The following is a 20039-nucleotide window of genomic DNA, read 5'->3' on the forward strand; positions in this document are numbered from 1 at the left end:
AGCGCAATAATGCTGGCCCATAAAAAAGGGAGCCCCGAGGGGCTCCCTTTTTGCGTTGCGTCGAACAATCAGTCGAACACACCGAAGGTCATGTAGCTGAACCACGAACGGTCCTGGTTGTTGCCGAGGGCCTGCGGCTCCTGCTCTTCGATCACGTCGCCGTTTTCGTCGTGCGGCTTGAGCTCCGAAGGAATAGCTTCCTTGGCGTCCTGGTATTGCTTCATCACGTCCTGGTTGGCGCGGGTTTCGCCCGGCGGCAGCGGTGGACGGGATTCGATCAGGCCCAAGGTGTACTTGCTCAGCCACGAACGGTTGTCCGCTTCGGCAACCTGAGGCACGAACTGGCCGTCTTTCAGGCTTGGGTGATCCGGGTAGTTGAGTTTCAGGGTTTCCAGGCTGGTGGCCGCCAGGGCGTCCAGGTGCAGGCGCTGGTAAGCCTCGGTCATCACTGCCAGGCCGTCACCCACGGATGGGGTTTCCTGGAAGTTTTCCACTACATAACGGCCACGGTTGGCGGCTGCCACGTACGCCTGACGGGTCAGGTAGTAGTGGGCCACGTGAATCTCGTAGGACGCCAGCAGGTTGCGCAGGTAGATCATGCGCTGCTTGGCGTCCGGCGCGTAGCGGCTGTTGGGGTAGCGGCTGGTCAGCTGGGCGAACTCGTTGTAGGAGTCGCGGGCAGCGCCCGGGTCACGCTTGGTCATGTCCAGCGGCAGGAAGCGCGCCAGCAGGCCCACGTCCTGGTCGAACGAGGTCAGGCCCTTCATGTAGTAGGCGTAGTCCACGTTCGGATGCTGCGGGTGCAGACGGATAAAACGCTCGGCGGCGGACTTGGCAGCTTCCGGCTCGGCGTTCTTGTAGTTGGCGTAGATCAGCTCGAGCTGTGCCTGGTCGGCGTAGCGCCCGAACGGATAGCGCGACTCCAGGGCCTTCAGCTTCGCTGTGGCGCTGGTGTAGCTATTATTGTCCAAGTCTTTTTGAGCTAATTGATACAGCTCGACTTCGCTCAGGTTTTCGTCGACGACTTCCTTTGTTGACGAGCAAGCAGCAGTCATGGCGAGGATGGCGATCAGCAGCAGGTGTTTCACTTGCATGGCGGCTTGCGTCCCTATGACGGCCGCTGTCTTGGGCGGGGCCGTCCTGTTATGATGAGCGCCCCGTTGAAAGCCTCGGGGCAAAAGACGCCGTATTTAACCACAAGCGCGCAGCCGAAACCAAAGGCTGTGCCACGCCTAGTCTGAGCATGTCCGATAAAATTGAACTTCGCGCAGAGGTGCCGTCCGAATTGGGCGGCCAACGCCTCGATCAAGTCGCCGCACAATTATTCGCTGAGCACTCGCGCTCGCGCCTTTCCGCCTGGATCAAAGACGGCCGCCTGACTGTGGATGGAGCGGTTATCCGCCCGCGAGACATAGTCCATGGCGGTGCGATTCTTGAGCTGACTGCCGAGCAGGAAGCCCAGGGAGAATGGGTCGCCCAGGACATCGAGCTGGACATCGTCTATGAAGACGACGACATCCTGGTCATCAATAAACCCGCAGGCCTGGTGGTTCACCCGGCAGCCGGGCACGCTGATGGCACCTTGCTCAATGCCCTGTTGCACCACGTGCCGGACATCATCAATGTGCCGCGCTGCGGCATCGTGCACCGCCTGGACAAGGACACCACCGGCCTGATGGTGGTGGCCAAGACTATCCAGGCGCAGACGCAGTTGGTCACACAATTGCAGAGCCGCAGCGTCAGCCGCATCTACGAATGCATCGTGATCGGCGTGGTGGTGGCAGGTGGCAAGATCAACGCGCCTATCGGCCGCCACGGCCAGCAGCGCCAGCGTATGGCGGTGATGGAAGGCGGCAAGCAAGCCGTCAGCCACTACCGTGTACTGGAGCGTTTTCGCTCCCACACGCATGTGCGGGTCAAGCTGGAAACCGGTCGTACGCACCAGATTCGCGTGCACATGGCGCACATTAACTTCCCGTTGGTCGGAGATCCGGCCTACGGCGGTCGCTTCCGTATTCCGCCGGCGGCGAGCCAGACCATGGTCGAATCGCTGAAATCCTTCCCGCGCCAGGCACTGCATGCACGTTTCCTGGAGCTGGATCATCCGACGAGCGGTAAGCGGATGAGCTGGGAATCGCCTCTTCCAGACGATTTGGTCTGGTTGTTGTCGCTGCTCAAGCAGGATCGCGAGGCGTTTATCGGATGAGTGACTGGCTGATTCCTGACTGGCCCGCGCCGGCCGGGGTGAAAGCCTGCGTCACCACACGAGCGGGCGGCGTCAGTCTGGCGCCGTTCGACAGCCTCAATTTGGGCGATCATGTCGAGGACAGCCTTGAGGCCGTTCTTGAAAATCGCCGTCGCCTTACCGATGCCTTTGATATTCAGCCTGCGTGGCTGCGCCAAGTCCACGGCACCACCGTGGTCGAAGCTGATCCGTCGCGCACCGCCGAAGCCGATGGCAGTTGGACCAGCACCCCCGGCATTGCCTGCACATCAATGACCGCCGATTGCCTGCCCGCGTTGTTCTGCAACCGTGCCGGCACACGTGTGGCCGCCGCCCATGCCGGTTGGCGTGGCCTGGCGGCAGGCGTGCTCGAAGCGGCGTTCGAACGCCTGGAGTCCGAGCCCGACGACGTGTTGGTCTGGCTCGGCCCGGCCATAGGCCCTGAAGCCTTTGAAGTCGGCCCGGAAGTGCGCGAAGCCTTTATGCAGCAGTTGCCGATCACTGCCCAAGCCTTTGTACCAAGCCGTATCGCTGGCAAGTACATGGCCGATATCTATGAGTTGGCGCGCCTGCGCCTGGCCGCTCGCGGTGTCACCGCTGTTTATGGTGGTGGTTTCTGCACCGTCACCGACCCACGTTTCTTTTCTTACCGCCGCAGCGCTCGCACCGGTCGGTTTGCCTCCCTGATCTGGCTTGACCGCTAGACTCTCCTGATCTGCGTCAACTATCCACCCCTTGAATCTCCCAGAATCGACCACATCTATAGGGGTATCTGGCAGGTTTCTTCATTCAGGATGTATTTACAGCTCCGGCCTGCTCAAAAGGAAGGTGACTAATGCGTATTGATCGTTTAACCAGCAAATTGCAGTTGGCTCTATCAGACTCTCAATCCTTGGCGGTGGGCCTCGACCACCCGGCCATCGAGCCTGCGCACTTGATGCAGGCGCTTCTGGAGCAGCAAGGTGGTTCTATCAAACCCTTGTTGATGCAGGTGGGCTTTGACGTCAACAGCCTGCGCAAGGAGTTGAGCAAAGAGCTCGACCAACTGCCGAAAATCCAAAATCCTACCGGCGACGTGAATATGTCGCAGGACTTGGCACGCCTGCTTAACCAGGCGGATCGCCTGGCCCAGCAAAAAGGTGACCAGTTCATCTCCAGCGAACTGGTGCTGCTGGCTGCGATGGACGACAACAGCAAGCTTGGCAAATTGTTGCTGGGCCAGGGCGTGAGCAAAAAGGCCCTGGAGAACGCCATCAACAACCTGCGTGGCGGTGAGGCAGTAAACGACCCGAACCACGAGGAGTCGCGCCAGGCCCTGGACAAATACACCGTCGACCTGACCAAGCGTGCCGAAGAAGGCAAGCTGGACCCGGTGATCGGCCGTGACGATGAGATTCGTCGCACCATTCAAGTGTTGCAACGTCGTACCAAGAACAACCCGGTGCTGATCGGCGAGCCTGGCGTGGGTAAAACCGCGATTGCCGAAGGCCTGGCCCAACGCATCATTAATGGTGAGGTGCCGGACGGCCTCAAAGGCAAGCGCCTGCTGTCTCTGGACATGGGCTCGCTGATCGCGGGTGCCAAGTTCCGTGGTGAGTTCGAGGAGCGCCTGAAATCCCTGCTCAACGAACTGTCGAAGCAGGAAGGGCAGATCATTCTGTTTATCGACGAACTGCACACCATGGTCGGCGCCGGTAAAGGCGAAGGCTCTATGGATGCGGGCAACATGCTCAAGCCGGCACTGGCTCGTGGCGAGTTGCACTGCGTTGGCGCGACCACGCTCAACGAATACCGCCAGTACATTGAAAAGGACGCAGCGCTTGAGCGTCGTTTCCAGAAAGTGCTGGTGGAAGAACCGAGCGAAGAAGACACCATCGCGATCCTGCGTGGCCTGAAAGAGCGCTATGAGGTCCACCACAAGGTGGCGATTACCGACGGCGCGATCATTGCAGCGGCCAAGTTGAGCCATCGCTATATCACTGACCGTCAGTTGCCGGATAAGGCCATTGACCTGATCGACGAAGCGGCCAGCCGCATTCGCATGGAGATCGACTCCAAGCCGGAAGTGCTCGACCGCCTGGATCGGCGCCTGATTCAACTGAAAGTCGAATCCCAAGCGTTGAAAAAGGAAGAGGACGAGGCCGCGAAGAAACGCCTGGAAAAACTCCAGGAAGAAATCGTGCGGCTGGAGCGTGAATATTCGGACCTCGAAGAGATCTGGACCTCGGAAAAAGCCGAAGTGCAGGGTTCTGCGCAGATCCAGCAAAAGATCGAGCAGTCGCGCCAGGAGCTCGAAGCCGCGCGCCGTAAAGGCGACCTGAACCGTATGGCCGAGTTGCAGTACGGGGTAATCCCCGACCTGGAGCGCAGCCTGCAAATGGTCGACCAGCACGGCAAGCCCGAGAACCAGCTGCTGCGCAGCAAGGTGACCGAGGAAGAAATCGCCGAAGTCGTCTCGAAATGGACCGGCATCCCCGTGTCGAAAATGCTCGAGGGCGAGCGTGACAAGCTGCTGAAAATGGAAAGCCTGTTGCACCAGCGCGTTATCGGCCAGGAAGAGGCGGTGGTAGCGGTGTCCAACGCGGTACGGCGTTCCCGGGCCGGCTTGTCCGACCCGAACCGTCCGAGCGGCTCGTTCATGTTCCTCGGCCCAACCGGCGTGGGCAAGACCGAGCTGTGCAAGGCTTTGGCCGAGTTCCTCTTTGATACCGAAGAGGCCATGGTGCGGATCGATATGTCCGAATTCATGGAGAAACACTCGGTGGCGCGCTTGATTGGCGCACCACCAGGCTACGTGGGCTACGAGGAGGGCGGTTACCTGACCGAAGCCGTGCGGCGTAAGCCTTACTCGGTGATCCTGCTGGACGAGGTCGAGAAGGCCCACCCGGATGTGTTCAACATCTTGCTGCAGGTGCTGGAAGATGGCCGTCTGACGGACAGCCACGGGCGTACTGTGGATTTTCGCAACACGGTGATCGTGATGACCTCCAACCTGGGCTCGGCGCAGATCCAGGAACTGGTCGGCGATCGTGAAGCACAGCGTGCTGCGGTCATGGATGCACTGACGTCGCACTTCCGCCCGGAATTTATCAACCGGGTCGATGAAGTGGTGATCTTCGAGCCTCTGGCGCGGGATCAGATCGCGGGCATCACCGAGATCCAGTTGGGCCGCCTGCGCAGCCGTCTGGCCGAGCGCGAGCTGGACCTGGAGCTGAGCAGCGAGGCGTTGGACAAGCTGATCGCGGTGGGTTACGACCCGGTGTATGGCGCACGGCCGCTTAAACGTGCGATCCAGCGCTGGATCGAGAACCCGCTGGCGCAGTTGATCCTGTCGGGCAGCTTCATGCCGGGGACCAGCGTTGCGGCCACCGTGGAAAACGACGAAATCGTCTTCCACTGAGCCTAGCCGGCATGGCTATAAGAGGAGGCCCCGCATTGCGGGGCCTTTTTTTTCGATAGGGCGTTGAACTGTAAGGCAAAGGCTTGTAAAGTGCGCCCCGCAGCAACGTCAGCCCACGGGTTTCTTCTCCCCAAGAAGAAATCAGAAAGAAGCGCAAATCATTGTCTTAAAAGCAATTTAAAGGGTTGACAGGGGTTTTTAAGATTGTAGAATAGCGCGCCTCAGAGACATGAACGTAGCGATACGGACGGGTCGAAGAGAAGGTTACATCGCAGTAAAAGTTGTACATTTGAAATGTGTAGTTCCGTGATAGCTCAGTCGGTAGAGCAAATGACTGTTAATCATTGGGTCCCAGGTTCGAGTCCTGGTCACGGAGCCAATTTCAAAACCGGGGTATAGCGCAGTCCGGTAGCGCGCCTGCTTTGGGAGCAGGATGTCAGGAGTTCGAATCCCCTTACCCCGACCATATTTGGGTCGTTAGCTCAGTTGGTAGAGCAGTTGGCTTTTAACCAATTGGTCGTAGGTTCGAATCCCACACGACCCACCATTTTCAAAGCGGATGTGTGTTTAGTAGGGCGGAGTTGAGCAGTATCTACTCGATCGACATGCAGCCGTCTGCGGCAAACAGTAGTTTTGTTGTCGCATGATGTCAATGTGCAACGGCTTTTCGTTGCACATGCCGGGGTATAGCGCAGTCCGGTAGCGCGCCTGCTTTGGGAGCAGGATGTCGGGAGTTCGAATCCCCCTACCCCGACCATATCCGTTGAAAAAGACGCCTCTTAGGCGTCTTTTTTTTGACTTTTTTTTGTGCGCTCATATTTTTTGCGCGCAGAATCCTCTACCAGCGCGACGTTGGCATGCGCGATACGTGCTAGTAAGCGGTAGGGTGCTGCTGCTCCGCCGGCGCGCTTAACCGTGGTCGGTAGTCATGGTGATAATTTGGTTGGTCTTGCTAATTGGGCGATCGAATACCCTGATGCCATGCTTGGCCTTCTGATCGCAGAAGACATGAGTGCAGCTAGGGTATTCATTTCTACAGGCGGATGTTCCTGATCGCTCGGAGGTTCCTGTATTTCACCAAAATAATTGGCTACGTGATTCAAAGCTTGCTTAAGCGCTGGATTCGTCGACAGTTCCATGGCTATAGCTATTTCTTCCAACGCTTTGGAAGAGGGCAGCTTCACAGTCGGTCTGTCTAGCCTTCTGACCGTCCCATGTGATCGTGTTGACGCCCCGCTAGAGTCTTCGCGCCGGATACGCTTTAATGCCCCTTGCATTACGCTACGCTCATGCAAGACCGTGCGCATGTGGCTGTAGTCGACCTCGACATAGCTCATCGTCGTTGCGATGTTCGAATGATTCAGCAGATTTTTCGTGAGATGGATATTGCGATCTGGTTCTTTCATCAGATCTGTGGCCAAGGTATGACGAAAACGATGGGGGGTGATTCGGGCTCCAAATTTTTGAGTTAGCTTACGGTACATTGCTTCGACCTGATCCGACGTCATTACTCGCCCACGGTAATGCATTGAAAAACGATTCACGTTGAACAATTGGTCATCTGGGGTAAAGCCAGCGCGCTTAGCTTTATCCATAATTAGTTTTAGGTGGGGCGCAAGACCTTCCATGATGGGCACAGAGAACTCTCGATGTGTCTTTTCCGTTTCACCACGTATTAGAATCATCTGCTTATCAAGATCGACGTCTTTGTAGCGCAAGTGCAATAAAGCATTCAGTCGTATGCCGGTGTAGTAGAAAACCTCGAATACAGCAAGCCAAAACCAAGCGGGTGTGACTTGGCTGCGCTCATTTGTGCAGCGCTCTTGTGCCTCTAGCCCGTCGAGCCAACTCCGAGATCTTTGAATTAAATTAGCATCAAGTATTTTGCTAGGGCGTTTTGGGGGAGTTACACAGGTTTCTTTGAAGGGGTTGACCGTCGTATGTTTAAGCATTTCGTGCTTTATCGCATATTTCCATACAGTACGTAGGTGGCTGGAATAAGTATTCCAACTGCGTCTAGCCTTACCATTTGCCAGAAACTCCTTTCGCCACGAGAGGATCGACCGGTGGTCTATCTGTTCGATTGGGGTGGCCCCGAAATGTGCGAGCATCGCTTTGGCTGAGGATTGATAAATCTTTGCAGTTGCTGGCCGAAGGTCACGCGCAAAGATGTATTCCTCCGTAAGTAGCAAGGCGGTGGTCATTGTTGGGACTCCATAGATTCTAATTTTAACGAGAGGCTTGCGTTATCGAGAGGTACTTCTGAAAAAATCGTCTTTGGATCTATAAGGAGATAACCTTTGAGCTGTTTTGTTTTTCGTGGGCCAATGACGTTGCACGTCCATATGTTCAAACTTTTCTCGGTCTTTCTATGAAGCTTCTGCTTCTCGAAACTACGTTGAACAAGCTGCCAGGCGCTTACTTGCTGTTGTTTTGCTAGCTGTTCAATTTTTGGGAACTCCAAAACGTAACGCTTGAAAATTCCGGGCGTTACTAGCATCCCGGTCCCATCTACGGTATGAACCAGAGCTTTAGTGTCGTTAATAATGATTTTTCGGGATGCAATGCCGTGTTTAAGCCACTCGACAAATCCTTGACCGATTTCGGCGTTATTGCTTGGCGATGGGGAAGCCTCTTCAGTCTGCGGTTCAGCCGAGGTGACATGATCAGAAGCTTGAGAAGGTTGGATACCACCCGTTTTCATTTGGTCTGTCTGTTCAGTAAATACCTGACTGTTCTGAGCTGGCTCTGATGGCTCGTTGATATTGCCAAGGAGCGCCAGTAATTCGTCAATTTCACCAGGATTTTCTGAAGAATGTTTCATCGTTTCGGCTTCTGGGGCCGGCGATTTAGGCGGATTGGCACACGGTGTGGGTAGCTCGGATGTAGTGTTTGTCAGCGCTACAGGAATAGAGTTTGCGATGTTGCTCACTGGCGAATCATCACTCACCGGATCGCTGGATTCCAACTCAACGGTGCCTGAGTAAGCAGTGGGTCGATCATTTGGATCATTCCAGATGAGTGCTGGTGATAGCTTGAGTAGGGTGAAGGTGTTGCGCCACCCGCGGCCGTTGTCGATCGTGACTTTCCAAATGGCTTTGTCCTGAGCGTTGGTCTGGATCACGCCTTGGTCCTGGAGCATGTTGAAGAAGGGAGCATTTGAGCTCGGCACACCCTCAACTCCCTGGGTCAGCAAATAGGCTCGAAGTTGGTCAGCAATCGGTTTGCTCACCAGCCACAAGGCATCCTGTGTCAGCCATCCATCTGACGGGCCATCTGGCTGATTCAGCTTGAACGTGTCACGCACCAGGTAGCGCAAACCGTCCGCCAGTTGACGTTGCAAGGACTGTTTTGGCGCTGACAACGCACGAGCAGGGTTACCGCCGAGTTCCTGCGCGACAGAGGCTTGGTCGGCCTTGACCACAATCTCGCCCAATATGCCGGCGTGCTCATACTGGCCGGCCAGCACAAAGATCAGTTGCGACCAGGCTTCGGGGAACCCGCTGAGCCAGTCCAGGATTTCCGAGGAAAGGATCTGCGCGTAGATCAGTGCGGCAGCGGCCCCGTGCAATTGGTAGTTGCGTCCTTTCACATAGCGAAAGCGATAAGGGCGGTTGATTGGGCCATGCCATGGGTGCCAGGTTTTACCTCCCTCCAGTTCGATGTGCACGTCGACGGCAATCTTGCCGAGGTCGTGAATCAGAGCGCCATAAGCAGCTGCGGCAGTCCACGCTTCGGCCTGGGCCGATTGAGACTCCGGTGGTGCACCTATGGGTAGGAGGTAGGTCTGTCGAATCTTCAGCGCATAGGCGACGATCTCTAAGCCGTGATCAAGCATGCCGCCTGGGTGTGCATGGTGGTGGTTCTGCGAGGCAGGGAGCTGCTGGACCAACTCTGCGTACCGCTCCAGTGGGCGCCGATAGAGCTCCACAAACTGTGAGCGCGATAACGAAGCACGCTGCCAGATGTTCTCCAGCAATTTTTGACGCCGTGGGGTCGCCAGCAAATCCTGTCCCTGGGCAGGCTTCAGAAAACCGTTTGGTGAAGGGGCAGCAGCAGGTAAGGTTTTGCTGCGGCGGAAAAATGAGAACATCACCAGCTCCATCAATGAATCATGGACTGGCTTTTCCGCTATTTGGTGGGTTTACTTCAATGGGAAAAGGTCACCGGCTGCGTTAGGGTATTTCGAGAGGCGTTACGCCATCAGTGTGAGGCTTTAGGTGACTTCGCCTGCGCAGAACAGTTGCACGACTAGGTTCCGAACCCTTTTTTATTGAGTGTCGCTCCAGGAGTTGCGACTAACTGCAGGTGAGGGCGACGACCTTTTTGCGTAGCAAGCCCTTTCAGGTAGGGCTTTTACCCTTGTGAACCATTCCATTCGCTTTTAGAGACCATTTACCCTTTTGGGCCATTTTGCGGTGGCCGGGATTAGGGCGTCCGCTAACGCATGACGGAGCATCCGTTTATCTATTGGTCTTGCGGCGGCGAGAAATCAGGATTATAAATAATGTCAAAGCGCCTCCAGTTTAAGGTTGGCCAGGAGAAGCATGATGACCGTGAACACCTCACAGACCGTTGCAAGCCGCTTGGGCTATAGCCTTGGTCGTGCGGTGCGCGCCGTTTGGTACAGCGAGAACCGCACTTTACGGTGGGTCAAACGTCTTGCCCTAATCGCATTGGCTGTATATTCCTGGGTATGGTTGGCTCATGCCGTCATTGCGGCTTTAACCGTTGGTCTAATTTTGCTAGCAGTTGTCTTAGGTGGAGGCCTTCGTCCGGCTGTGGTATCTGCGAATGTATATAAGCCCTTCCAATCTGAATATGACAATGACCCATACTCTCTAGGGAATCAAAATAATCCATTGTTTCACGCAAAATATGAAGATAATTTTTTAAACTAATAATCTTCATATGATTTGACACTCTGAAGCCGAAAAGCAGCGTAATGGCCGAGTTATTTGATTTTGCTTTTAGCAAACTCACCACCCTCGGCCCCAGCTTTTTCTACAGAATTAGTACCTCTCGATAGACCCTCCAGCGCATTCCCGGCGCTAATACCCGCCCACCCAAGTGCACCTATCCAGAACAAAGGCAGGATGATAAACATCGAACCCATCACGAAGTTCAGGATTGCATCCTGAGTCGTAGCGTTCAATCCCATGACAGGGTCAAATGACAAATGGGGTGAGCCTGCTCCATATAGGGCGTCCAAGATAGTTGTATCTACCCACCGTGCCAGTTGAAACCAAAAGTCCACGAAGATCAGCGCAAAAAAAACCACTGTCATGGTCATGGCTACTTTCAACTGATAAGCGCCGACGATCAGTACAAGCGGGATGCAAATCACCATCGCCATCTTCAAAAACGCCATAACCATTGGTAAGGCCTGACGAACCATGTCCATAGCCGGGAAGTAGGCCATGGATCCCAGCGCAACTCCAAGAGTGCCGGCTGCGCGAGCTGCGCCATTCCACACCGTCCCGTTTATTTGCCCACCGTAGTCTGTATAGACATCTCCTTTCACCTGGTTCGACGGCGAGACCAGTTGCCGAACAAGCGAGTCGGTCACTTCGTCCTGGGACAGCCACTTCGCCCAACCAAGCATTTTTGTCATGAGGTCAGGTGAAACTTGATCTTTGATACGATCTCGTAAGCCTACTCCGCTATCGGACCACCATTGTTTACACGTTGGATATCCTCCACCTCCGCTCACTTGTGGCAACCCCACATCACGCGAAGCGTTGTATGGCCAGGACGTTCTGGGTGTTTTGGAGTAGTCCGTGTCGTAGTAGCCCGAAGTGTTCAGCAAGAAGTGGGAGCCGATCCAACTAAGATCCTGCAAGAACTGGGGATCATTGGCTTTCGTGCCCATGTCTGGTTGACGCATGAAGAGGCGGGCGCGTGAAGGTCCATAACAGTCATGAGTAAAGTCGCCGATTTCCTGTGCCAGCAATGGGTTATTGATCTTGGTGTTGTTTACGTCCATTCGCATTTGTCGCAGGTCGGTCCCGCAAGGGATGGCTGCGACCGCCCCGCTGGTCAACCCTTTTGACAACGCATGCATAAATGCCCACCACATGGGCATCTGCGCACTCTTTCCAGCCAAAGAGCTAAATGTCGTGTTCCAGCCCGTGTCAGCTGGTTTGGGTAAGTTGTACTGGCATTGCTGGGCTCTACTTTGATCGAACGCCAAGGTATCGAAGCTCACATTGACGGCAGGGACTGCGAAGAATGCGACGACGACGTAGCCAACATAGATGTTGGTCTCGATTCGGGCCAGTGAGAGCACGCCTTTGTTACCCTCATCAGCCCCTTCACCACGGACCTTGAGCCATTCTCGAATCACGATTATGCAGAAGGGCAGGGCGAACAGGCCGGTATCTGAAATCATGTCCCAGATGCCGTTGTTTATGATCCAGCCGACCAGCGTGAGGTAGTACTCCAGATAGTCATTGGTGTAGAGCGTCACTGGACACCTCCTGCCTGATACAGCACTTTGCTCATCTCAACCATGGCAAACAATAAAACCACCATGACCTCGATCTTCAACAGGCCTTTGCGCCTCGATTGCGGCAAACGAGCCTTGAGCTTGAGCCAGGCAACCGTCAGTGCGATATAAAGCATCAGTCGCCAGGTGAAGAGCGGCCAGTAGTTGTCGACACGCCATGCTTGCCATTGCTCAGCACTGTCGAACATGCTCATCAAGACGGCGTTGAGTAACACCACGAGTGCTGTCGCGGCTAGTAGAGTGCCTAGAACAACTAGAATGCCCCGTCCGACTCGTCGAGTCAGTGAGCGGTTGGGGGCGGCGACAGGATCTTGAATATCAGTCATGGCCTACACCTCACTATTTGCTCTTGGTAGGTGTTTGCAACTGATTCAGGCGATCCGTTTCTGGATCTCCTGGAAAAACGCCGCGTGAGTCTTCTGCCCGAGCTTTACCACGCTCAATGATGGTCAGTGGTGAGTTCTTCGCGAGCTGCTGACGCATGTCCAGCTCCATCTTCAGGTTGCTGATTTCCTGTTGCAGCGACGAGCTCTGCTGGCCGACTGCCTGAACGGCCAGGTCGTTAGCCGCGACGTTTGGTTCTCGGCTACCTGCCATCAGGGTGCGTTGAAGGGTCAAGGCTTTCTCCAGTACATCCGACAGCGCGACTTCGGAGGCAAGTCTGCGAGCGAGTACGTCTTGATCTCGCTCATCCTTGAGAGCCGCCACAACACCACGGGTGATGGGCAGAGAGTTGCTGCTTGCGGCCTCTAGGTTTTCGACCGATAAACTTTTGCTCCCAGTCAGCAGCTCCTGCAGCGCTTTAAGCTTTGTGTCATACGTTTCCTGGATCAGCGGCGTGAGGCCTACACCTGCTGCTGTCACCGTTTTAGGGCAACTGTCACAGGTTTGTTGTTGCTGTTCTCCCAGCACGCGATTGGCGAATGAGGTCGCCTCTTGGGGCGATGACCAGACATTGCAGACCATGCCGTTGTTGCAGCTGTCTTTGCTGATCGAGCCGGTGTCGCCGGCCGCGCGTTTGTTCAGTAGGTTGTAACCCGCTTTGGTGACGTCACCGACAATGCGGATTGGCTTCTGGCCGGAACCTCCTGCTCGATCACCCCCAACCCAGGTGACGCCATCGTTGCCACCTTTCTTTTCGACCTGCTCCACAGCCGACACTGCATCCGTGTTGGACGTCAGCGCCTGGCTCATTGCTTGACCTTCAGCGAGCTTGCCCCAGCCCATTTGATTGCCGGCGATATCCGCCATTTTTTCGCCAATGGCCCTGCAGGTGCCCTTGGACCGGTCAAAGTCCAATCGAGCCTGCAAGATGCCATTCGTGATGAGGTTGTATAGCGCTGGGTTTGCACGTTGGAGGATCAAGGCTGGCAGCGAGGCGACGGCGCTGGTGGCGTTCTGCACCACCGAGCTCATGATGTTTTGGAATCCAGAGGTGGCACCATTCAACTGGTTCTGCAGGGTGTTGCTCATGCTCATGTTTCCGCAGACCAGGTTGTTGTTCCAGCCACCGCCGACGGAAATACTGTCCATGTTGCCGGCGCTCCCCATTGTCACGGCGTTCCCCCCGCCGATGTTGTAGAGCACGTCGTCGCCGATGACGCTGCCAGAGGACGAGACATTGATTGGGTCAGCAGATTGAGCTACTGCGCTGCTAAAACAGCAGATGAGGCAGATCGCCAAGGGGGTAAGTTTCATGTGGTGCTCCGATCACTGAGGTTCATAGGAAGTCCGTACTGCCGAGAAATGTCTGGCCACGACGTTGGCAGCACGAATACGGACGCCAGAGCGCCCAGGCGTATCCGCCGTCCTGGGCATCGATATTGGGTGTGATGGTTGGAAATGTTGCGCAGGTGGGATTGAGCACCGGGGTCAGTTCCTGCCACTTACCGGTGGAGGCGTCACCTTCGCGCAGTGCTCCCGCTGGCCAGTAACCAGGGTAGGGTAGGGCAAGCATCGGTAGGTAGACATGGACCTGACCCAGTCGGGTGGTCACGTCACCGGCGCGCTGTGCAATTACGGCACCGGTCTTGTAGTCATCTGTCTGGTTGAGAAAACCGCTACGGGGATAAACGTTCCCCCAACTGCTTGCAGATAGCAGGCTGCCTACCTCGCGCAGACCTGGGATGAGTGCTTCGGGGTAGACGGCCTCCGGGACGCCATATCTCCACGCAATCGGGTCCAGTGTGCTGAGGAAGTAAGGAACGAGCGGTAATGTGGCGCCTTTGCAGACATAACCAGAAGCGCTGGCGAATTGGCTTAATGTGGCACCACCGGGATGGCCAATGACGTCGGCCTCCTTGAACTTGATGATGTTGTTTTCGGCAACGTGGTTGGTGGTGCCGTCATTACCGGCTTGGGCCATAGGATTTGGCGTGCCGAGAGGCGACATCTCAATCCACGGGTTTGCTCCCGTATTTGAGTAGGCCGATACCACGGCATCCGGCACGTAGTGACGAACCTTGGTAGACGTTTTGACTTTGCAACCGAAGGGTGTGCAAAGGAGCCAATAGCAAATGCCGACCACCCTGTATTCCAGGCACGTAGGTGACAGCGTCGAAGCAATGATTGTCGCCGAGGTTATCGCTGCTGAAGCGCTGAAAGACAAACTGAAGGTGATGGCCAGCGATAGTGGGCGGATCACGAAGCGTGAGCGTCTCATCGTGACAAGCTCCGTGCTCGATCTATCTGCGCAACGGCTTTAGACACGTCTGTCTCCCCGTACACAACATATCGGCGGTCGACGACGACTGCGGGGATCTTTGCTACACCCACACTCCAGGCATCGGTGACGCCCTGCTGGGCTTGAGCAAGCTCGCTTTGAAGACGTTTGCCGGCAGGGCTCGATAGGAAATGTTGAATGGTTGCTTCAGCCTGGCGCGGATCGGCAGGGAGCTGTCGGGATAGCAGCTCCTCAAGGCGTTGCTGGTCGTCGAGACGAATGATGCGCACGCCAGTAGGTGCGGAAACAGGATGTGCCTGATCAGTGATGACCCATGTTTCCGCGTGTGCTGCGGCAGACAGGCACGTTAAGGCTATGGAGGCAAGCCAATGCCTCGACGTGCGGGAAGGCTTATGGATATGGTTCATCGCACCGTACCTGAAGTGAATTCAGGTACAGGAAAACCGATGGCCGCGTTTGTTGCAGTAAGAAATAGGAGTTCGAGTGGTATGGGTTTTTGGCAGGGCTGAATTCAGGGCGAAGGGCATTTGGTCGGCTCAAATTGACGCGCATTCAGCGGCAGCGTTAACTGTGTATCCATACAGTTATTTGTTCAGGCTAGGTTTATGAGCGTGACCCTTCTTGGTCCCATTGCTGGAGGTGGGATAGCACTCCCGCTGTATTCCTCCCAGGTGTCTGCCGGTTTTCCATCGCCTGCAGCGGACCACCTTGAAAAATTGATTTCCCTCGATGAGCTGTTTGAAATCCGAGCCCCGCACATGTACCTGGCCAAGATCCAAGGCGACAGCATGCAAGGCGCCGGGATTTTCAGCGGTGACCTGGTGCTGGTTGATCGAAGCAAAACGGCGCGGCATGGCGATATCGTCATTGCCGCGCTCAATGCCGAGTGCGTGTGTAAGCGTCTGCACAAGCTGGATGACCAGGTGGTGTTGATGGCCGAAAATCCCAAATTTCCGCCCAGGTACGTCATGGAGGGAGACGAACTGGTGATATGGGGGGTGGTGAACTACAGCGTGCGCGACCATGCACGTTAGAACGGCGCTCTACGCGGGCTTGCCCGTGTTCGGTTTGGTTGATTGCAATCATTTCTACGGCGCCGTTGAACGGGTGTTTCGACCGGACTTGGCCCACACGCCCATTGTCGTTCTCAGTAACAACGACGGATGCGTGATCGCCCGTACGTACGACGCCAAGCCTTACGTCAAAATGGGCGCGCCGTATTTCCAGATCAAAGACACGCTGCGCCGGCACGGAATTATGGCTTTTAGCAGCAATTACGCGCTGTAGTAAGTTAGGTGGAATGCTTTTTCTTGAGCTAGGCTGAACCCTCTGGCGTTCTGGGGAGACACCCATGACTTCCACCCCCTCCTATGCCGTGATGCTAAGCCGCTACCCCAGTGTTGATGAGTGGCTGCAACTGCTCGATAACCTGGGCCGTGCACCGGCGACGCTCGATGCGTATGCGCGGGGGCTGGCGCATTACCTGAGCTACTGCGAGACCGCTGGGTGGGACGCTGAAGCCGTGACCTTTGAGCAGATCACCCTCTACATCCGCCAACTGCTACCCGGTCAAGCCAGCGCAGTGGCAAATGCCACCCTGCACCAACGTCTCAGTGCCCTCCGTTTGTGGTATGACCATTTGGTCTTCCAAGGGCTCCGCGAGCAAAACCCCATACCGCGTGGGCAACACACACGCCTGCTCCATCCACAGACTCACGCAGGCTTTACCCGCGGCCTGGTGCCGCGTCTGGTCAAACTCCCCAACCTGCTCAACGATGAACAATGGCGGCATTTCCTGAGAATCGCTGCCAGCGCGTCGGTGCGCGACCGACTGATGCTCTCGCTGGCGTATTGTGGGGCACTACGGCGCGCGGAATTGGTGGCCTTAAGAGTCGAAGACCTTGACGTGGCGCACCGTCTGATCTCGGTGCGGGCTGAAACCACTAAGGGCCGACGTAGCCGGGTGGTGTGCTACAGCCCCGCCATTACCCCGGTCTTGATGATTCACCTTCAACAGTTGCACCGTGCTGGGTGGACAAAAGGCCCCCTGTTTCGTTCCGATTCAGACCGCAACCGGGGCGCAGGGCTGACCCGCTGGACCTGGAGTAAAACAGTAGAGGCCTGGGCCAAGCAATCAGACCTAGCCCACCTGAGCACGCACACCTTCCGTCACTTGCGGCTGACACATTTGGCGCGCGCAGGCTGGAAGCTCCATGAACTCACGGCCTACGCCGGTCATCGCGATCCGAAAACCACCCTGATGTACCTGCACTTATCCGGCGCGGACCTCACCGCGAAAATGGCAAAATCAGTGGGTAGCCTGGATGAGCGGTTGTTCAGTGAGCTTTTCAGCCCGGAGTCATCATCATGAACCTTGCATCAGCAGCAGATTATGTAGCGTTTGATGCGGGTCGGTATACGCGGCAAGAGGGACTGTCCGATGATGAGCAGGCCGTGCTGTCTAATCACCTTTACCGTTCTGATTGGCCTTATCTGCAATCGATAATGCCGGGGCTTATAAATCCCCTAATTGACCTCGTCGCCTACAGTGGCGTGTCGGATCGATTGGCCGCCCCGTCAGTGGCGGCCATACTCTGGCAGGTCAGCAAGATAGGCCGCCCTTATTGGGTCTGGTCAGACATGCAATGGCTTGACTTGCTCAACACCGGAGCAGGCTCGCGTCCGTATCTTGCTACGGTCGCTTACCACTTGGGCGGTTTTCATAAGCCTCAACGTATCGCCAAATTTCGCCAATCGGCGATCTACGCCTCCTTTATCTTTGGTCACGCGGTATTCGAATATGAGCATGTGCGTTTAAGCCAGGTGTTGAAATCGCTGGGCTATGAGGCACGTCACCTCGAGCAATTCCTGAGCAGTGTGCTCGGTGCACTGATGTTGGAAAACGGCGATCCGCGCCTTGAAACCTTCACTGAAGCGCTTTTGCTGAAAGGCCAGGCGCATCGAAGCGAAGGAGTGGCCAGATCGGTTGGAAAGGTTTCGCATGGGCTCGCTTCGATGGGGGTTTTGGAAAAGCCACTGCGTATGCGTAGCTACGTGAGCTGGCGTACAAAAAGCATCGAAGGCATTGACCCCAATTGGGTCAAGTGGTGTCGTCGGTGGCGAGATACCTCGACCTTGCGTCCTCGTACTCGGGAAAGCAACTACAGTTTTATCTTGAGAACCGGCCTCTGGCTCGCGCGCGAGCAACCTGGGGTTAGCTCCCCTGTCGATTGGAGCCTGTCGACCTGCGCGGCGTTTATTGCAGCGGTGGATCGCATGACCGTCGGTGAATGGGCCCTGGCGTCGGGGCGAGGTACGAAACTTAAGAGACTCGGCCTCCCAATCGCACCGAATTCAAAAGGGGGCTTTTTGCAAGCCGTACGACGCTTTTTTATCGATGTTGAGCTGTGGGGCTGGGGTAGGTTGAAATTCAGTCCTCGGCACCATCTGGCGACGCCTCAGTCCGTGGCTTTCAATTCGGGTATCAACCCTCGCGTCATTGACGATTCAAGCTGGCTCAAATTGATCTGGGCCAGTCTTAATTTAGAACGCAAGGATTTGCTCTCGGAAATTCATTACCCGCTGTCCATGGTCCAAGCAATGGCCGTCGTATGGACGCATTCGGGGCTGCGCAGCAATGAAATTAGGCGACTTGCCATCGGTTGCGCCCATACTCAGTCGAGCGATGTCGTGCATGAGGACGGTACCACCGTTCCGGCAGGCACCTTATGCTACCTCGACATTCCGGCGAGTAAGACCTTTAAAGCCTTCGTCAAACCCGTAGCAGCCGTGGTCAAGGAGCGCATTGACGGCTGGCTGCTGGAAAGGCCCGTCAATCAAGCACCGCTGCTGGATGAGCGAACCGGTGAAAAAGTCAGCTACCTGTTCCAGTTTCGCGGTAAACGCATGGGCGCTGGTGTCATCAACAGCACCATCATCCCGATGCTCTGCGCCAAGGCAGGTGTCCCGCTAGAGGACAGCCGCGGGCGGATTACCAGCCACCGTGGTCGGGCCTCTGCGGTGACGGCGCTGGCCAGCGTTCCACAAGGCATGTCACTGATTGAATTGATGCAGTGGTCGGGGCACAGCTCACCGAGTTCGACGTTGCATTATATTCGGATCCGACCCACCAAGCTGGCGGCCTCTTTTGCCAAGGCCGATCAGATGTCCCATTTGATTTCGGTCCTGATTGATCACGACGTGATTGCGCGTCAGGCGCAAGAGCCCTATGCATTTTATGACTTGGGCGACTCGTATTGCTCGAATCCGTTTTGGAGCAGTTGCCCACACCGCATGGCCTGTGCAGGGTGTGATTTCAACCTGCCGAAAGCCAGTGCGCGGGCTCAGGCTTTGGAAAGCAAGGCTTCAATTAGGCGTTATCTGGAGGCGGTGCCGTTGACGGCGGATGAGAAGGCCATTGTGGAGGGCGATTTGGCGAAGCTTGAGGGGCTTATTCAAAAACTGGATAATGTCCCAACATTGGATGGACGAACGCCTCATGAAATCGAAACCAAAAAGGGCTGATACCCAAGCGTCACCTTACGTTGCTGGTGGGGTGCTCATCCGGAAAGCCAAAGATCAAAAATCGCTGGGAAACTCGATTTTGCTGTTATCTCTGCCGGGCTATCGATAAGCCCGGCAAGAATTCTTATCCCATATCTATTATCCAAAAGCAGCAAGGGTATGCACCATGGCAGTTCGATACGGTAGTGAGGCGGGCGAGGTTGTGGCTCGCGAACTGAGGGAGTCGATTGTTCGCCAGGTTAAGGAGCGAGCCGGGCTTGACCTACCGCGCACTCAGTCAATTGATCAAATGATACGAGCAGCAGCAAAACGCGGTGTTCGATTTACTCTTGTGTCTTACATGGGATAAGGAATGGGCGTGAATCGGCTGCTCTGGAGCAACCAAGGTCCAACTTTCGCGTCCGCGAAAACGGATAAGGAATGGCGCCTGTGAAACCTATGGCGCTCTGGGTCAATGTTGTGTCCCCCCCCTCTACGACTTTTTGCCTCGACAGCTATTCAAAATAATATCGCGTATTGCCGCTGATCGGTAATTGATGCCGTTTGTCGGAAGAGAAACGCTAAATGTAGATGTTTTATTGGTAGTTTTTATTTTTATATTTTATTAATCAATGGTTTAATGATTCTGTAGGAAATTTCCGGCAAGGAAGTCGGGATATTGGCTCGCCCATGCTTCGATGTTAGTTTGCCAGCCTTCCTA

Annotated in this window: 15 protein-coding genes, 4 tRNA genes and 1 pseudogene; 12 read left to right on the top strand and 8 right to left on the bottom strand. The window is 55.6% G+C overall.

Translation table 11 applies throughout. The features are described 5' to 3' along the window. Positions 1-68: 68 nt before the first annotated feature. Complete coding sequence (locus PspR76_RS04250) at positions 69-1094, bottom strand: outer membrane protein assembly factor BamD (protein ID WP_159954107.1); 1026 nt, start codon at positions 1092-1094, stop codon at positions 69-71. A gap of 149 nt (positions 1095-1243) precedes the next feature. On the opposite strand from PspR76_RS04250, the gene rluD reads away from it, so the two are divergent. The 7 genes from rluD (at position 1244) to PspR76_RS04285 (ending at position 6381) form a co-directional block, all read left to right on the top strand. Beyond that, entirely contained in the window at positions 1244-2206 is a 963-nt protein-coding gene (gene rluD, locus PspR76_RS04255) for a 23S rRNA pseudouridine(1911/1915/1917) synthase RluD (protein WP_005784662.1), read from the top strand. After that, positions 2203-2928, top strand: a complete 726-nt coding sequence (pgeF, locus tag PspR76_RS04260) for a peptidoglycan editing factor PgeF (protein WP_159954108.1) — start codon at positions 2203-2205, stop codon at positions 2926-2928. Before rluD ends, pgeF begins: the two co-directional genes overlap by 4 nt. 131 nt (positions 2929-3059) lie before the next feature. Beyond that, positions 3060-5624, top strand: coding sequence for an ATP-dependent chaperone ClpB (clpB, locus tag PspR76_RS04265; RefSeq protein ID WP_159954109.1), 2565 nt, complete (start codon positions 3060-3062; stop codon positions 5622-5624). 303 nt (positions 5625-5927) lie between these two features. Beyond that, a tRNA-Asn gene (locus tag PspR76_RS04270) sits at positions 5928-6003 on the top strand. Between the two features lie 10 nt (positions 6004-6013). Continuing rightward, positions 6014-6090 (top strand) — tRNA-Pro (locus PspR76_RS04275). 5 nt (positions 6091-6095) lie between these two features. Next, positions 6096-6171, top strand: a tRNA-Lys gene (locus PspR76_RS04280). 133 nt (positions 6172-6304) lie between these two features. After that, positions 6305-6381, top strand: a tRNA-Pro gene (locus PspR76_RS04285). 169 nt (positions 6382-6550) lie between these two features. Here PspR76_RS04285 and PspR76_RS04290 read toward each other — a convergent pair. After that, positions 6551-7828, bottom strand: coding sequence for a site-specific integrase (locus tag PspR76_RS04290; RefSeq protein ID WP_159954110.1), 1278 nt, complete (start codon positions 7826-7828; stop codon positions 6551-6553). Then, positions 7825-9717 carry a MobH family relaxase gene (mobH, locus tag PspR76_RS04295; RefSeq protein ID WP_159961319.1) on the bottom strand — a complete coding sequence of 631 codons (1893 nt, stop codon included), beginning with the start codon at positions 9715-9717 and terminating at the stop codon, positions 7825-7827. The genes PspR76_RS04290 and mobH overlap by 4 nt, the downstream gene beginning before the upstream one ends. Before the next feature lie 457 nt (positions 9718-10174). Here mobH and PspR76_RS04300 point away from each other — a divergent pair, with 457 nt between their 5' ends. Further along, the gene (locus PspR76_RS04300; RefSeq protein ID WP_159954111.1) at positions 10175-10525 is read left to right on the top strand and encodes a hypothetical protein; all 351 of its coding nucleotides are present in this window, start codon (positions 10175-10177) and stop codon (positions 10523-10525) included. Positions 10526-10578: 53 nt separating this feature from the next. On the opposite strand, the gene PspR76_RS04305 is transcribed toward PspR76_RS04300, so the two are convergent. From PspR76_RS04305 to PspR76_RS04325, 5 genes are read right to left on the bottom strand one after another with little or no spacing between them, the layout of a single operon-like run. Then, positions 10579-12093, bottom strand: a complete 1515-nt coding sequence (locus PspR76_RS04305; RefSeq protein WP_093235623.1) for a conjugal transfer protein TraG N-terminal domain-containing protein — start codon at positions 12091-12093, stop codon at positions 10579-10581. Next, positions 12090-12458 carry a hypothetical protein gene (locus PspR76_RS04310; RefSeq protein WP_069785951.1) on the bottom strand — a complete coding sequence of 123 codons (369 nt, stop codon included), beginning with the start codon at positions 12456-12458 and terminating at the stop codon, positions 12090-12092. The genes PspR76_RS04305 and PspR76_RS04310 overlap by 4 nt, the downstream gene beginning before the upstream one ends. A gap of 13 nt (positions 12459-12471) precedes the next feature. Continuing rightward, positions 12472-13830 carry an integrating conjugative element protein gene (locus PspR76_RS04315; protein ID WP_159954112.1) on the bottom strand — a complete coding sequence of 453 codons (1359 nt, stop codon included), beginning with the start codon at positions 13828-13830 and terminating at the stop codon, positions 12472-12474. Positions 13831-13852: 22 nt separating this feature from the next. Continuing rightward, positions 13853-14794, bottom strand: coding sequence for a TIGR03756 family integrating conjugative element protein (locus tag PspR76_RS04320; RefSeq protein ID WP_159954113.1), 942 nt, complete (start codon positions 14792-14794; stop codon positions 13853-13855). Next, positions 14791-15222 (bottom strand): TIGR03757 family integrating conjugative element protein, encoded by a 432-nt coding sequence (locus PspR76_RS04325; RefSeq protein ID WP_159954114.1) that lies wholly within the window; start codon positions 15220-15222, stop codon positions 14791-14793. The genes PspR76_RS04320 and PspR76_RS04325 overlap by 4 nt, the downstream gene beginning before the upstream one ends. Before the next feature lie 198 nt (positions 15223-15420). Between PspR76_RS04325 and PspR76_RS04330 the strand changes: the two genes are divergently transcribed. The 4 genes and pseudogenes from PspR76_RS04330 (at position 15421) to PspR76_RS04345 (ending at position 19339) form a co-directional block, all read left to right on the top strand. Beyond that, entirely contained in the window at positions 15421-15849 is a 429-nt protein-coding gene (locus PspR76_RS04330; RefSeq protein WP_159954115.1) for a LexA family protein, read from the top strand. Continuing rightward, positions 15839-16099, top strand: a pseudogene (locus PspR76_RS04335) (Y-family DNA polymerase); the annotation flags it as partial. The gene PspR76_RS04330 and the pseudogene PspR76_RS04335, both read left to right, overlap by 11 nt. Before the next feature lie 67 nt (positions 16100-16166). Further along, positions 16167-17186 (top strand): tyrosine-type recombinase/integrase, encoded by a 1020-nt coding sequence (locus PspR76_RS04340; RefSeq protein ID WP_159954117.1) that lies wholly within the window; start codon positions 16167-16169, stop codon positions 17184-17186. Further along, positions 17183-19339: a tyrosine-type recombinase/integrase gene (locus PspR76_RS04345; protein ID WP_159954118.1), complete on the top strand. Its 2157-nt coding sequence runs from the start codon at positions 17183-17185 to the stop codon at positions 19337-19339. The genes PspR76_RS04340 and PspR76_RS04345 overlap by 4 nt, the downstream gene beginning before the upstream one ends. Positions 19340-20039 lie beyond the last annotated feature (700 nt).

This window comes from Pseudomonas sp. R76, from assembly GCF_009834565.1.
Lineage (GTDB): Bacteria > Pseudomonadota > Gammaproteobacteria > Pseudomonadales > Pseudomonadaceae > Aquipseudomonas.

Bases quoted from the DNA above. Each gene is read 5' to 3' on its own strand.
- PspR76_RS04250 (WP_159954107.1), bottom strand. From the start codon at position 1,094: ATGCAAGTGAAACACCTGCTGCTGATCGCCATCCTCGCCATGACTGCT.
- rluD (WP_005784662.1), top strand. From the start codon at position 1,244: ATGTCCGATAAAATTGAACTTCGCGCAGAGGTGCCGTCCGAATTGGGC.
- pgeF (WP_159954108.1), top strand. From the start codon at position 2,203: ATGAGTGACTGGCTGATTCCTGACTGGCCCGCGCCGGCCGGGGTGAAA.
- clpB (WP_159954109.1), top strand. From the start codon at position 3,060: ATGCGTATTGATCGTTTAACCAGCAAATTGCAGTTGGCTCTATCAGAC.
- PspR76_RS04290 (WP_159954110.1), bottom strand. From the start codon at position 7,828: ATGACCACCGCCTTGCTACTTACGGAGGAATACATCTTTGCGCGTGAC.
- mobH (WP_159961319.1), bottom strand. From the start codon at position 9,717: ATGTTCTCATTTTTCCGCCGCAGCAAAACCTTACCTGCTGCTGCCCCT.
- PspR76_RS04300 (WP_159954111.1), top strand. From the start codon at position 10,175: ATGACCGTGAACACCTCACAGACCGTTGCAAGCCGCTTGGGCTATAGC.
- PspR76_RS04310 (WP_069785951.1), bottom strand. From the start codon at position 12,458: ATGACTGATATTCAAGATCCTGTCGCCGCCCCCAACCGCTCACTGACT.
- PspR76_RS04315 (WP_159954112.1), bottom strand. From the start codon at position 13,830: ATGAAACTTACCCCCTTGGCGATCTGCCTCATCTGCTGTTTTAGCAGC.
- PspR76_RS04320 (WP_159954113.1), bottom strand. From the start codon at position 14,794: ATGAGACGCTCACGCTTCGTGATCCGCCCACTATCGCTGGCCATCACC.
- PspR76_RS04325 (WP_159954114.1), bottom strand. From the start codon at position 15,222: ATGAACCATATCCATAAGCCTTCCCGCACGTCGAGGCATTGGCTTGCC.
- PspR76_RS04330 (WP_159954115.1), top strand. From the start codon at position 15,421: ATGAGCGTGACCCTTCTTGGTCCCATTGCTGGAGGTGGGATAGCACTC.
- PspR76_RS04340 (WP_159954117.1), top strand. From the start codon at position 16,167: ATGACTTCCACCCCCTCCTATGCCGTGATGCTAAGCCGCTACCCCAGT.
- PspR76_RS04345 (WP_159954118.1), top strand. From the start codon at position 17,183: ATGAACCTTGCATCAGCAGCAGATTATGTAGCGTTTGATGCGGGTCGG.